This is a genomic window from Candidatus Limnocylindrales bacterium (assembly GCA_035559535.1).
In the GTDB taxonomy this organism is placed as follows: Bacteria; Moduliflexota; Moduliflexia; order Moduliflexales; family JAUQPW01; genus JAUQPW01.
In genome coordinates, this window is record DATMBG010000015.1 from 33,686 (window position 1) to 47,424 (window position 13,739).

Sequence of the window (13,739 nt, forward strand, 5' to 3'; positions counted from 1 at the left end):
GCTGTCAATGCCAAAATACCCCAAAGTTTTCTTTCTTTCTTAACCTTCCGAATCACTCTATTTGAAAATCCGGTAAGTAAAAGAAAATTTATCTGGTTTGAAAGAGCTTTTCTCTTGACAATCCCTCTTTTGTTTAATTTAATGTTGTGTTTCGTTTAAAAGGGAGATAGAGCTATGAAAGATATCAAAGAAGCGCTTAAAAATACCAGAGAAGAAATAGAAATTCTCATCGTCGAGGATAGTCCGCTACAGGCTGAGATATTAAAATCCATCCTTGAACAGCACCACTACGGGCGTATCTTAGTGGCCAATGACGGTAAGGAAGCTCTTGCCTTAATAAGCAGGCATAAACCAACCCTACTTATCAGTGATATTATCATGCCGGAAATGGACGGTTACCAGTTATGCCAGCATATTAAGGCCGATGAGAATCTTAAAGATATACCGGTTATTCTTTTGACAACTCTTTCCAATCCTAAAGATGTGATAAAAGCTTTGGAATGTGGGGCCAACCGGTTTATCACCAAGCCTTATGATGAAGAGTATCTTCTCTCGAGTATTCAGTCCATTCTTGCGAACCGTCAGTTACAGAAGACCGAAAAAATACCCATGGGGGTGAATATCTTTTTTTCTAGTGAGAATTATTCTATCACGGCAGATCCTCAGCAGATCCTTGACCTGCTTTTATCAACCTATGAAGCCGCCGTTCGAAAGAATCTTGAACTGATTGAGGCGCAAGCAGAATTGGAAGTGGTGAATGAGCGTTTAGAGGAAAAAGTAAAAGAGCGGACCACCGCGCTTATTGCGGAAATTGCCGAACGCAAGAAAGTGGAAGAACAATTGCGTAAGCTATCTCAGGCCATCGAACAGAGCCCCAGTATTGTTGTGATTATAGACACAGAGGGCCGTATTGAATATGTCAATCCTAAATTCTCTCAAATAACGGGGTATGTCCCTGAAGAGGTCATGGGGTTAAACTTACGCGATTTGAGTGAACAATCTTCCAAGGAATATCAGCAAATGTGGAAGACCATTACATCGGGGGAAGAATGGCGAGGCGAACTTCGTAGTAAGAAGAAGAATGGAGAATTATACTGGGAATTGACGTCGGCCTCGCCTATCAGGAACCCGGAGGGAGTCATAACCCACTTTCTGGTGGTTAAAGAGGATATTACGCAGCGCAAACGAGATGAGGAAACCATCCTTCATATGGCTTACCATGATGCTTTAACAGATCTACCTAATCGCTCCCTGCTCAATGATCGCCTGACCCAGGCACTGGCCCATGCGCGTCGCAACAAGCAGATGCTGGCCGTGATGTTTATCGATCTGGATCGGTTTAAGACCATCAATGATACCTTGGGGCATGCTATAGGAGATCGGCTCTTGCAAAGTGTCGCCAAACGTCTCGTAAATCTTTTACGGGAAGGGGATACCGTCGCCCGAATGGGGGGAGATGAATTTATTTTGTTATTGCCCGGAATAACCCAGGCTGAAAGCGCCGCTAAGATTGCCTATAAAATCCTCGAAGCCTTCAAACCATCGTTTTATTTTAACGGTCATGAACTTCATGTGACTTCCAGTATTGGAATTGCTCTTTATCCTACTGACGGTGAAGATGCTGAAACGTTATTAAAGAATGCAGATACCGCCATGTACCGTGCTAAAGAACAGGGTCGAAACAATTATCAGTTCTACACCCCGGCTATGAATGCCACAGCCTTTGAACGATTGATCCTGGAAAATAATCTACGTCGTGCCCTGGAGCGTAAGGAATTTGTGATCTATTATCAACCCAAAATCCGTCTCAGCACCGGACAGATCGCCGGAATGGAGGCTTTGGTACGCTGGCAACATCCTGAATTGGGTCTGATTTCCCCGGCAAAGTTTATTCCCTTGGCCGAAGAAACCGGCCTCATTGTATCCTTAGGTGAATGGGTACTCTATACCGCGTGTACCCAATGTAAAGCTTGGCAAGATGCAGGTTTACCTCCTCTGGATCTGGCGGTAAATCTTTCAGCACGCCAATTTCAACAACCCGGCCTGGTCGAAATGATTGCCCAAGTATTGGAGGAAACAGGTCTGGCTCCTTATTATCTGGAGTTGGAAATCACGGAAAGTATTGCCATGCAAAATGTGGAATTTACAGTTAAAATGCTCCGTAAATTGAAAGAGATGGGAATTCGGATTTTATTGGATGATTTTGGAATAGATTATTCTTCGCTTGGCTATTTGAAACGTTTCCCCTTACACGCTTTAAAAATTGACCAGTCCTTTCTGCATGATATCACTACCAACTCTTATAGCGCCATGATTATCACCATGATTATCACCTTAGCGCATAGCTTAAAGCTTAATGTTATTGCCGAAGGCGTAGAAACCAAAGAACAACTGGATTTCCTTAGGCAGCTACAATGTGATGAGGCCCAGGGATATTATTTTGGCCCTCCTATCTCTGCAGAGGAATTTACCCGACTCCTTCAAAAGGAGAGGTAAGGTTTATCCCCCCTAACGCCTCATATTTCGCTTCCCTATCCGTCAACAAATTAGACGTTCTGCCCCAGTCATTGACTTTGTCTTTCCCTAAAGAAACGCTTGGCATTATTTATGCTATAAAATGGGGTATTCCGAGAGAAGGAGAATGTCTATGGGTCGGAAAAGGGTTACCTGAAAGGTGGATAACCCTGCGAAGGGGCCTTTAATTCCTATCTTCCACTCTGCAAACGGGAGGAAGGATCAGGAAAAAATGGAACTCGTTCTTGACATTCTGAAAATTTTAATTAAAATACGACGCTATGAATGACCTGTAAGTCTTTATTCAACTCAACTTATGATTTTAATTGCTAAGTTGTAAAGAATAATAAAAGTATACTTCCTTGTATAAAATTTATACAAGGCTTCATGGGGGTAATATCATGTGTGGAATAGCTGGTATTGTCAGTGTCCGAAATATCTCGGATCGACTGTTGCGAAGTATCAAGAACTTAGAATACCGTGGATATGACTCTTGCGGAGTAGCGATTTTAACAAGGGATCGAATTGAAATTCGAAAAGAAGTCGGGACGGTGGAAGAAGTAGATCGAAAAGAAAAACTCGCAGAACCCCAAGGTTTTCTTGGCATTTCGCACACCCGATGGGCGACCCACGGTAAAGTCACTCAGGTCAATTCCCACCCTCATCTAAGTTGTGATGGTACCATAGCCGTAGTCCATAATGGGATTATATCTAACTACCGGGCTCTCAAAGACGAATTAATCCAAATCGGGCATCATTTTGTTTCTGAAACCGACACCGAAGTTATCAGCCACCTTATTGAAGAATATTACAAAGTGGAAGGGGACATTGAAAAATCCCTTATCAAAGCTTTTCAACTCTTAGAAGGAACCTATGCCTTTGCGCTCATTTCTACCAGAGAGCCAGATAAAATTTTCTGTGCCCGACGGGAGAGTCCTTTGGTTTTAGGGGTTGGTTCGGATAGCATGTTTGTGGGGTCGGATATTAATGCTTTCGTAGAATTTACCAAAGACATTGTTATTTTAGAGGATGGAGAATACGCCATTATCACCGCAAACAGTTACTCTATTAAGGATGGAAGCACGGGAAGCCAAATACAACGGAAAGTTCAGACCATTAACTGGAGTGCTGAAGTAGCCCAGAAAGGAGGCTATCCCCACTTTATGCTCAAGGAAATCCATGAGCAGCCAGATGTGGTCAAAACGGTTTTGAATTTAGATACCCGGGATATTCAAAAACTGGCCGAGATGATCCTTGAGAGTGAGCGTACCTATTTAGTCGGCGTGGGAACTACCTATTATGTATCTCTGGCCGGGCAGTATTACTTTTCAAAAATAGCAGGATGCTATTTACCGGCCGTTAGTTCCGATGAGTTTGAATATGTGGCCGAGGTAAATCCAAATACCTTATTTCTTTGTGCCTCCCAATCGGGAGAGACTTATGACACCTTAAAGGCCCTACGGTACGCCAAGAAAAAAGGTTCTAAAACCGCTGCCATTGTTAATGTTATAGGCTCCTCGGTGGCACGAGAGGTTAATCATGCCATTATGCAAGGTTCAGGACCGGAAATTTGCGTTTTAAGCACCAAAGCCGCTCTGGCACAGATTGTTATTTTACTGAGAACCGCTTTAGAACTTGCTCGCTTGAAGGGTTGTGCCTCAGAGCAAACCTTTTCGGAATACATGAAACAATTAGAACTCCTCCCTCAGATGATTCGACAAATTTTAGATGAGAAAACGGGTAATATTCGAAATATTGCCTATCGCCGGGCACAGATCAAAAACTGGTTGTTCTTAGGAAGGGGTATTTACATGGCCGTGGCTATGGAAGCTGCCTTAAAAATGAAAGAGGTAACCTATCAACACGCCGAGGGAATGCCGGGGGGCTTTATGAAACATGGAACGATAGCTTTAATCGATGATGATACCTATACCCTGGTATTGGTACCTCCCCGTGAAGAAGACGATCTGTATCATCAGACCATGAGCAATGTGGAAGAAATCAAAGCCCGGAAAGGTTTTATCGTGGGATTCCACCATGGAAAGAGCGATCCTATTTTCGATGAGGAAGTCGTTTTACCCGATGCACCTCCTTTGATAGCCCCACTCTTGCAATTAGTTGTAGGCCAGCTATTTGCGTATTTCTCGGCTGTAGCTCTAAAAAGGAATGTCGATAAACCCAGATCTTTGGCAAAATCGGTCACGGTAGCTTAATGAGGGTGGGGGTAGGTAAAACGAACAACGTTCCATTCTACCTGTAAGGTAAATAAAACTTTTAAACCTTCCTGGCATATAATACAATAAATGGAGAGAAATTTAACTCATCTTTCCACGGTCGGGAGGGATCATCTGGAAAGGGGGGAATATTTTTATCGGCTAAAGGATATTCCACCGCGGGGTTTTTAAACCCTGCTTCTTCTGCAAACTGAACGAGGATTTCTCGGGACCAATGGCGTTCCCTTTCCCAAATAAGGTCGGAAACCAACGACTTACACTTTCGTATATTATCCTTCTCTGCTCTATTCTCTAGAAAAGGTGCATAGGTAAAGGCAGTAAAATCTTCACAGGTCAGTTTATCGCTTGAGTTGATAACAACAAAATGTCCTCCGGGTTTTGTAATTCTCCCCATCTCACGAAAAGCGTTTTGAAGTTGTTCTTCGGTTTGGATTTCCACTAAAACAAGAGTCGTTATAACAGCATCGGCAACTTCATTATCCAAAGGTATCTTTTCCATGCCGTTTTTAGTCACAATTTTTTTATAATGAAATTTAACTTGGGGAAGCCGATCTTTCAGGTTTTTATTCAAAATTCTGGCTTCCCTTAACATATCCCCGGATATATCTACTCCAACGACCGTACCTCCCTCGTTAACACAATTCGAGGCCGCTCTGGTCGACTTTCCAGCTCCACAGCCAAAATCAACCAGGTAATGAATCTCCCTTTTAAAGGGCATTAATTTCTCCCGGACTATATGGGCAGCCAAAAGGTATTGACCCACGAGTCCTACTTTAGCATATTCTTTAGCATAATTCCTGTTCATACTTGACTGGATCTCTTTATACCGGCTCCTGCCTCTGTAAGCATCTGATTTTTCAACCTCTAATAAGGGTTTAAGCTCCCGGGAGTTCCTCCCCTGCTGACCGAGAAAGCAAGGAAAAAAACCTCATACTTGATACCTTTGTGGGAACAGGAAAAATGGGACGAAGGGATAGGTATGAGCATCTGGTGGTACAGGGGCTTACCCTGAAAGGTGTATTGGATGCACGGGAAGCAGGTTATTCCGGTTTAAGTTCTGACAATCCCCGAGTTGATCTCTTGGATTTATAGTTACTTTGATTGGGAACCTGCTGCGTAGCTTCCACACAGGTTTTACGAACTTGCATCAGGTTACCACAAGCCAATATGTCTTTACTTCTTTCGCTCCAAGTTGCCTTTTAAATCTATCCAGATCTTCGACCTCAGACCCACCCAAATCAACGTATCTTATACCGTTTTTACGCAAAAGATCGAAAATTCTTAAATAAGAATATTGTGAAATAGCAGTAAAGCCGGTAGGATCATATTTGTGGGAAATAATCTGATCATCTCTAAGGGCAAACGTGGCATATAAAGCAACCGTGTCTGAATTAACCCTCTCCCCGATAAACAGCATGATGGGAATACGGTCGTTTTCATTTCTAAGATGTCCCATGTAGGCAAAAAAATCCCTATTTCCTTGATCAAAGCTAGGTAAGTGGTAGATCAAATTAAAATAATCCTCAGGAGAAGACCCCACTGCGTTTTTTAATGTTTTAAAATGCCTTATGATCAGGTCTTTGGCCTCCTGTTTTTGCTTATCAGGATGGTAGGGTTCTATACAAAACTCCACGTGATTACGATGGAGAAAATTTTTAAATCGGTTATAGGCCAGTTTTGCCTTTCTTCTAAAATCCCGACTCTCTTTGCCTTCTAACATTTTGATCACTAAGCTACCCGTATTATCATACGTAATAACCTCATCTAAAAGGATGAGACGATGATGGTAGGTTTCGTCTTCACTGTGGGCAAAGGGATGCCATGGGTCGTCTTTTATTTCCGAGAAACCACTCCTGATGTCCATCAGTTGCCTGTATTTTGTTTCTGAGAGGTGACGGATATAGATAGATGTTTTAGGGATCTCAGGGATTTGACGTACCTGTTTGATAAAATTATTCACAACTGTAATCCAGGTTTTTCCCCGTGGAGCGATAATGTGAAGATGACCCTTTTCTTCCTCAAAGGTTTTTTTGAAGAAACCGAGTCCAAAAATATTTTCACCGTCATAGTAGAGCAGGCCCTGAGGGTATCTACTGCTTTCACCTCTTAAATTATAGCCATTGGCATACAGCATTAATCCTAAAAAGCTGAACCCAAAGGATCCATCTTTAAATTGGTTGATAATTTCCATATCCCGAAAGGTTAAGGGCCTTACAATATCCGGAAAATGATCCATCAAGGCTTTTTCAACTAGATCTCTCTGTTTTTTTCCTTCAATCAGGTGATTCGTCGATATTTTCATAAACGAGAACCTCTTCTCTTTTCACTTAGAAACCGTCTCAAAATTCAAAAAACAGGGTAGAGAAGCTTCGAGGAAATCCCTTTTGAACTACTTTTGTCCTTGGAAATTCGATTTTTGAGATAATTTCCTAATCTGCAAGTTTAGCTATGAGGGATCCTGATAGGCTATTAAATCGATTATTCTAAGGAAATATCTGGTTTGTAGGCTGGCTCCCGAGAAAATTAGAAAGCTCGTGGGAAGAGTAAGAAGAAGGAACAAAGAGAAGAGAAATGGGAGGAATCCCTTGATTATTTCCTTCGGCAACCCTTCTACCATGGTGCAGTGAGCACGTTAGGTACTGGCTTTCCGTTTCACCCTTTCGAGTGATTTGGCTTTATCGGGAAATAAGCTCTACAAAATAAAATCTCAGCTGTTATTTACAGCAATTCTTTTGCCAAAGCCTTTTTCTCACCTTGAGGAGAGTTTTTAAGAAGACCTCTGGTCTTACCTGCCCTATTCAGAGACTTAAAGGGAGTGATAATATTTTAATTATAAAAACGTCTAATTTTTAGACGTTTTTAAGGCAAAGGTTTTGAAACCTGGGCTTGTGTCTTCTGTGCTTTCCTCAGGGTTTTTCCTTGATCCGTTGTTCTCCCACCGCATCCTGCCGACTCCCACTTAGTTTGAACTTCTCCACCAACTTCTGGAGGCTTCCAGATAGATTGGCTAAATTTTGACTGATCGAGGCTGTTTGATTGATCGATACCGATGTTTGCTTCGACCCTTCCGCTATTTCTTTCAATGCAATCACTACCTGATCGCTGGCCGTCTTCTGCTGCTGTGTGGATAATGAAATCTGCTTGGCCGCATCCGTAGTTGATTGGGCTCCGGCCAGTATATCCTCCAGTAACTTAGCCGTCTGAAACGATGTTTCCATCCCTTCTTGGATCTCCTTAGAACTCTTCTCTGATGCGATTACCAATCGATTAATAGCCTCTTGAATTTCATTAATCCTGCCCTCAATCTCCTCTGTAGATTCCATCACACTGTCTGCCAAGCGCCTTATCTCGGCAGCTACCACCCCAAATCTTTTTCCAAACTCTCCAGCACTGGCCGCCTCGATGGCCGCATTAAAGGCTATCAATTTGGTCTGATCCGCAATGTTGTTAATGATCTCCATTACCCGGGTAATCTCCTTAGATCTTTTTCCTAAAGCCACAATCTCGGTTATACTCCTTTGACTATCCTGATTGATTTCTTCCATCTTCTTTACCACTGACGCGACAGCCTCTGCCCCCTTCTCTGCAGCTCGTAAGGCTCGTGTTGAGGCTTCCAAAACCGATTGAGAGTGGTCTGCTATGTATTTAGAAGAGGCCGACAGCTCTTCCATGGTTGAAGTAATCTCGGAAACCGAACTAGATTGCTGGGATACAATACTGGCTTGTTGGGTTACCGCCTCCAAAATCTCCCGGCTCGCTACATTGACCTCCCGGGTGGTATTGACAACCAGGGTTATAATCTCGTGAAGTTTATCCATAAAAGCATTGAACCACCTGGCCAACTCTCCTATCTCTCCGGTTCGATTGACGTCCAGTCGCCGGGTCAGGTCTCCCTCTCCTTCGGCAATGTCCTGTAAAACCGCAGAGGTCTCCCGTAAGGATCTTAGCTCGTTAATCATGTTTTGAAAAGCAATACCTAAAACATCTTTCTCCGATTTGGGATGAACTGTCTGGGTAAGGTTACCCCTGGCCAGGTTATTGGCCACTGTTGCCAGTTCTTTAAGGTAAAGGGTCATTTGGGCAAAAGCGTTACCCAGAATATCTTGCCTGGATTTGGGTTCTACCTGAAGGCTAAGATCTCCCTGGGAGATTCGATTGGCTACGGCAGCCATGTTTCGGATATGGTCCATGAGAGCTTGCATGGAGACGGCCAGGATGGAGATCTCATCTTCCCTTTGGGTATTGATATCCTGGATCGTACTTCCCACAAAGGCCTGAACTTCCCGGGTCATAGCAACTATAGGTCTGGATATGGAACGGGCTCCAAAAAACACCAAGAGGATAGTAAATACAAGGAAGATCAGGGTCAAAACCAGGGCTTCAGTTTTGAGTTTATCGACGTCTATCAGAGCTTCCTTGAGGGGAATTGCAACGAGGACCGACCAGTTATTAACTCCGACCTGCGTGTATCCGGCTATTTGGGTCTGTCCTTGATAGGTATATCGTAAGACCCCGGCCTTCTTCTCCATAATAGCCTTCCAAAGTGCGATTAGAGAAGAAGTGCCTGTTTCCAGCTCTGTGATTTTCTTCTGCATGACGAAGGTAGGATCAGGATGGGCTAAAATAAGCCCATTCGGGTCTAGCACCATGGCAAGACCACTTTGCTCGAGATGCAAGTTTACGACAGGACCAAAGAGGGTTTCTAATTTCAGGGTTCCACAGAGAAGTCCAAAAAACTCCGACTTTTCTGAACCCAGATCAAAAAAGATAGGAACGGCAATTACAATAGCCTGATAACCAAAAAAAACCGTTTGAGGTTCCGAAACGAAGGCCTTTTGTTCCTTTCTTACATAGGAAACATAATCGGTTTTAGACAAATCTGCCCCCCTTAGCTTATAATCAAAAGGACTCAGGTTTGTCAGTATTCCCTCCTTGTCGACTATAAAAATATGCCCAAACTCGGTGAGTACTTTGTGTTGCTCGGCTAGAGCATCATCCACATTGGTGACTGTCTGAATCATTTTAGAAAGACCCCGCAAAATATGAGTATTCGTTTCGATGGATTTAAAGATCTGTTGACTTACCTGATTTGCGAGATTTAAGGTTTCTTTTTCAACTCTGTGCCCCACCGCTTCTGAAGCTGTATGGTAAATAAAAAAACTTAGAAGGCTTAAAGAAATGGCTACAATAAGCGCTACAATAAAAATTAACCTGCTCTGAATGGATTTGAACATAATTTCTTCCTAATTAAGTTTTCAGCTTTGAATTGACTCAAAGCCGATACCTGCCTGAAAAGGGAGTTCATTTTATCTCCAAGGGCATGATACGATCCATCATAAACTAACAAGAAAATAGCCTTTAAGATTTAATCAGGTTATTTAAACCATTGAGCATAAATGCGATCGTAGGTTCCGTCTGCTTTTATTTCCGAGAGGGCCTGGTTAAATTTCTTTAAAAATTCAGCCTTTGTTCCCTTTAACACGGCTAAACCCTGAAGCGTTTGGCCAAATTCTTCTCCTACATTTTTAAGTTTACCTGGAAAATTCTTCTTAATAAGGTACAGGCCCACCTGTTTGTCGACTACACAGGCAGCAGCTCTCCCACGGAGAACACTCTCTATAGCCTTCAGAGGGTCTTGAGTTAGATAAACCTGAATACCTGGGTAATTCTGACGAACATAGTTTATTTCAAAACTGTCCCTTTGACCGGCGATGATCTTTCCCTCTAAATCTTTTAAACTTTGAATACTCTTATCTTCTGTTTTTACAAATAAGGCTGAAACAAAGCTTCCATAACTTTCTGAAAAATCATAACTTTTCTTTCGATCTTCCTGGATTTCAGCGGATTGTATCGCATCTGCTTTCCCCACCTTAACGGATATCAATACATTAGCCCATGCATCGGGCTTAAATTCAACCTTTAACCCCATCCTCTCAATAACGGCTTTAACTAAATCCACATCAAATCCCATAGATTTTCCATTTTCTGCCCATTCATAAGGGGGATAGGAATCATCATGGGCTATGATGACCACACCCGGTTTTAAAAGATCTAACTCAGCCCCATAAACCCGGTTCAAGAGAGTGAAAAATGCGATCATAAAAGTAAAACTTATCAAAAAGATTTTTTTCATGAATTTCTCCTCTCAGTCTGGCATACAACTTCATCAACCTAAACTAAATGAAGTTATATTGGAAAAATCGATATGAGGGGTTAATGGCCTACTCTAAATTTCACATTCCCTAACTTCTGGCAAGAATAGAGGAATGGTTCCTTTTATATCCCGTCCTGAATCCGGTTCAGAAAGGAGGTGACGCGAGATTCTGAAGTAGGAAGCGAAGCCAGGAGTTGGTTATAGGCCCCGCAGAATTTGACTTTGGGGCTTACCTTGTAACCCCAGGGATCAATCGGGATTGACTTGCTTTCACAACCTTCCCAGAGCCTAACTCTCTCAAAATTCCCGTGGCAACATTTAGGATACCTCATTATAATCTTTCCTCCTCGAAGTCGCTACTCCAGAGATGATCTTGAAAAGCTTTCCGGAATCCTCTAGCTATCAGCAAGCTGGTTTAAGGGAGAACGATGAAACCATAGGAGGCTCTATGGAAAGTAGAGTTACTTAAGTTTATCTCCCTTAGATTCTAGATCACATTAGACTATATAAGGACTGGAGTATTTTATCTCTCCTCTGGAGGAGATGTCAATAAAAATAAAAATGTAAGGGAAGAAGTACCGATATCAAAGTTAACATGAAAATATCTTTATCTTTGCTCCCAGACTATACCTGGAGATCGTCTTATTTTTGTTTCACCCTCTAAAGCCCAAATCCTTTCCAGGTTAAAGGGATACCATAACGTTCTTTTAGATTTCCTTGACAACAAGAAAATTTTTTGATGGAATAAACCATTAACTGGAAACAAACCTGTTCTTTAAAGGCAAGAACCTAAAGGAAGGGAACCGTGTCTCCAGAAATTGATAAGAATAAGAGTGATTTTATCCTGGCTGAAGTAAAAAAACTAAAGAGTCAAGAAAAAATCCTCGATCCAGAGGAAGAAAAAGTTAAACTGGTCATTTTTACTTTAGCGGGAGATTATTATGCTTTTCAAGGTGAGGAAGTTAAAGAGATCTTACCGGTTGGAAAAATTACCTATGTTCCAGGCTCACCAGAAGTAATCCTTGGAATCCTTAATGTTCGTGGAGATATTGAGTCTGTGCTTGATATTCACAAATTGATGGAACTTCCAAGTTCAAAGATCACTCCAGCCAGTCGGATCATTATCGCTGCAAAGGGGGATATCCGCTCTGGAATTCAAGTTGATTCTGTTGAAGATGTTGTGGATATTCCTAAAAGCTCTATTCAACCTCCCCTTGCAACCCTCCACCACTCTATTCGAGAATTTGCCATAGGACAAACAATCTATCGGGATAGAACGACTGTTTTCTTGAGTGTTGGAAAAATATTTGAGAAATTAACCTCATGATCGATTTCTCGGAACAGGGAAACAAGAATTTTAAAGAAATCCAGCTTTTAATTTTTGACATCATAGGAATAAAGTTTGGTGTGGATATCGAACAGGTTTCGGAGATTTATGAACTTATCGATTTAGGACAGATGAAAGGAGCAAAGTATGGAGCTTCCTGGTTTCATGAGAAAATCCCTTTTCGACAAGGTCCTGTGGTCTACAAGTCCCCCCGGCTTCTTATCTTAAGAGATCAGGAGACCACGCTCGGTATCATTATAGATCAGCCAGAAGATATTCTTTCCATTACCCTGGACGATATTCATCCCCTTCCTTCTTTACTTGAAGCTCTTAATAGGCCGGCAGCTATTTGGGGGATAGCTTTAAAAGATGAGAAGATGATTCTACTCGTTGATTTTTATAAGCTGTTTGTCAACAAAGAGGATAAAGAGTATGAAAATTAAGACTCAACACGATCCTCAAATCAAAGTGTTAGTAGCCGATAATAACTCCCTGGTCAGGAAACTCCTTATAGATATTTTGTCTACAGACGATAAGATCAAAGTTATTGGTGAGGCTATAAATGGTCAGGATGCTTTGAAGAAGGTTCAAAAGCTTCAACCCGATGTGGTCATCATGGACATCGAAATGCCGGAAATGAATGGTCTGGAAGCTACAGAACGTATTATGGCATCTAAAGCCGTTCCGATACTGATTGTTACAACCCGAGGGAATGTTCGTATGGCTTATGCTGCTATCTCCAAAGGGGCTTTAGATCTTCTGGAGAAGTCGGATATTCGATTAGAAAATGCTGGAGAACTTATCCAGAGAGTTAAGCTTCTATCTAAAGTCAAAGTTATTACCCATCCAGCCGGAAAATATACCGAAAGGAAAATGACCGGAAGATTAATGATTGAAGACAGAAAATCAGGATCAGACTCCAGAAAGCAAGTGATCGCCATCGCTGCTTCAACAGGAGGACCTAAAGCCCTGGCCGTCCTTTTATCTGAATTGCCAGAAGATTTTCCCTGCCCCATTGTTATCGCCCAACACATGGGGGACGGTTTTATTCCGGGTCTGGCCGGATGGTTAAACAGCATTTCAAAACTGACCGTTAAAGAAGGTATAGACCGTGAAATAATCACGTCAGGAACTGTCTATCTTTCCCCTTCAGAACGACATATGAAAATCAGCCAGAGTGGGAGAATTATTTTAATAGAAAGGCAGCCCGGAGATATTTATCATCCCTCCTGCGACCTGCTTTTAGCCTCCGTAGCCAGTACTTATGGTACAGACAGTATTGGTGTTATACTAACTGGTATGGGAGATGATGGGGTATTGGGAATGAAAAAAATCAAAGGGGTCGGCGGAATTACCCTGGCTCAGGATGAGAAATCTTCACTCATTTTTGGAATGCCTAAAATGGCCATTGAGAGTGGTTGTGTTGATAAAGTACTCCCTCTCCATGAAATAGCAACAGAACTTGTACGTCTCACTTTAGGAGTGGGAGTGGAACGTAAAGCGTAAAATC

Annotated in this window: 9 protein-coding genes and 1 riboswitch; of the genes, 5 read left to right on the forward strand and 4 right to left on the reverse strand. The window is 42.2% G+C overall.

What is annotated here, in order from left to right; genetic code table 11:
• Window positions 1-174: 174 nt before the first annotated feature.
• Window positions 175-2,496 carry an EAL domain-containing protein gene (locus VNM22_04540; GenBank protein ID HWP46411.1) on the forward strand — a complete coding sequence of 774 codons (2,322 nt, stop codon included), beginning with the start codon at window positions 175-177 and terminating at the stop codon, window positions 2,494-2,496.
• A 419-nt stretch (window positions 2,497-2,915) separates the two neighbouring features.
• The gene (gene glmS, locus VNM22_04545) at window positions 2,916-4,727 is read left to right on the forward strand and encodes a glutamine--fructose-6-phosphate transaminase (isomerizing) (protein HWP46412.1); all 1,812 of its coding nucleotides are present in this window, start codon (window positions 2,916-2,918) and stop codon (window positions 4,725-4,727) included.
• A gap of 61 nt (window positions 4,728-4,788) precedes the next feature.
• Here the strand turns inward: glmS and VNM22_04550 are convergent, their stop codons facing one another.
• The 4 genes from VNM22_04550 to VNM22_04565 all read right to left on the reverse strand — a co-directional run bounded on the left by VNM22_04550 (window position 4,789) and on the right by VNM22_04565 (window position 10,881).
• Window positions 4,789-5,553 carry a class I SAM-dependent methyltransferase gene (locus VNM22_04550; protein ID HWP46413.1) on the reverse strand — a complete coding sequence of 255 codons (765 nt, stop codon included), beginning with the start codon at window positions 5,551-5,553 and terminating at the stop codon, window positions 4,789-4,791.
• Window positions 5,554-5,895: 342 nt separating this feature from the next.
• Window positions 5,896-7,050 carry a hypothetical protein gene (locus VNM22_04555; GenBank protein HWP46414.1) on the reverse strand — a complete coding sequence of 385 codons (1,155 nt, stop codon included), beginning with the start codon at window positions 7,048-7,050 and terminating at the stop codon, window positions 5,896-5,898.
• A 295-nt stretch (window positions 7,051-7,345) separates the two neighbouring features.
• Window positions 7,346-7,432: riboswitch (cyclic di-GMP riboswitch) on the reverse strand.
• A 222-nt stretch (window positions 7,433-7,654) separates the two neighbouring features.
• Complete coding sequence (locus VNM22_04560) at window positions 7,655-9,982, reverse strand: methyl-accepting chemotaxis protein (protein HWP46415.1); 2,328 nt, start codon at window positions 9,980-9,982, stop codon at window positions 7,655-7,657.
• Between the two features lie 140 nt (window positions 9,983-10,122).
• Window positions 10,123-10,881, reverse strand: a complete 759-nt coding sequence (locus VNM22_04565; GenBank protein ID HWP46416.1) for a transporter substrate-binding domain-containing protein — start codon at window positions 10,879-10,881, stop codon at window positions 10,123-10,125.
• Window positions 10,882-11,707: 826 nt separating this feature from the next.
• Between VNM22_04565 and VNM22_04570 the strand changes: the two genes are divergently transcribed.
• From VNM22_04570 to cheB, 3 genes are read left to right on the forward strand one after another with little or no spacing between them, the layout of a single operon-like run.
• Window positions 11,708-12,229 (forward strand): chemotaxis protein CheW, encoded by a 522-nt coding sequence (locus VNM22_04570; GenBank protein HWP46417.1) that lies wholly within the window; start codon window positions 11,708-11,710, stop codon window positions 12,227-12,229.
• On the forward strand, window positions 12,226-12,672 hold the full coding sequence (locus tag VNM22_04575; protein ID HWP46418.1) for a chemotaxis protein CheW: 447 nt from the start codon (window positions 12,226-12,228) through the stop codon (window positions 12,670-12,672). Before VNM22_04570 ends, VNM22_04575 begins: the two co-directional genes overlap by 4 nt.
• Window positions 12,662-13,735, forward strand: coding sequence for a chemotaxis-specific protein-glutamate methyltransferase CheB (gene cheB / locus VNM22_04580; protein HWP46419.1), 1,074 nt, complete (start codon window positions 12,662-12,664; stop codon window positions 13,733-13,735). Before VNM22_04575 ends, cheB begins: the two co-directional genes overlap by 11 nt.
• The last annotated feature ends 4 nt before the right edge of the window (window positions 13,736-13,739 follow it).

What these genes read in the sequence shown, in the direction of transcription:
- VNM22_04540 (HWP46411.1), top strand. Translation starts at nt 175, where the DNA reads ATGAAAGATATCAAAGAAGCGCTTAAAAATACCAGAGAAGAAATAGAA.
- glmS (HWP46412.1), top strand. Translation starts at nt 2,916, where the DNA reads ATGTGTGGAATAGCTGGTATTGTCAGTGTCCGAAATATCTCGGATCGA.
- VNM22_04550 (HWP46413.1), bottom strand. Translation starts at nt 5,553, where the DNA reads ATGAACAGGAATTATGCTAAAGAATATGCTAAAGTAGGACTCGTGGGT.
- VNM22_04555 (HWP46414.1), bottom strand. Translation starts at nt 7,050, where the DNA reads ATGAAAATATCGACGAATCACCTGATTGAAGGAAAAAAACAGAGAGAT.
- VNM22_04560 (HWP46415.1), bottom strand. Translation starts at nt 9,982, where the DNA reads ATGTTCAAATCCATTCAGAGCAGGTTAATTTTTATTGTAGCGCTTATT.
- VNM22_04565 (HWP46416.1), bottom strand. Translation starts at nt 10,881, where the DNA reads ATGAAAAAAATCTTTTTGATAAGTTTTACTTTTATGATCGCATTTTTC.
- VNM22_04575 (HWP46418.1), top strand. Translation starts at nt 12,226, where the DNA reads ATGATCGATTTCTCGGAACAGGGAAACAAGAATTTTAAAGAAATCCAG.
- cheB (HWP46419.1), top strand. Translation starts at nt 12,662, where the DNA reads ATGAAAATTAAGACTCAACACGATCCTCAAATCAAAGTGTTAGTAGCC.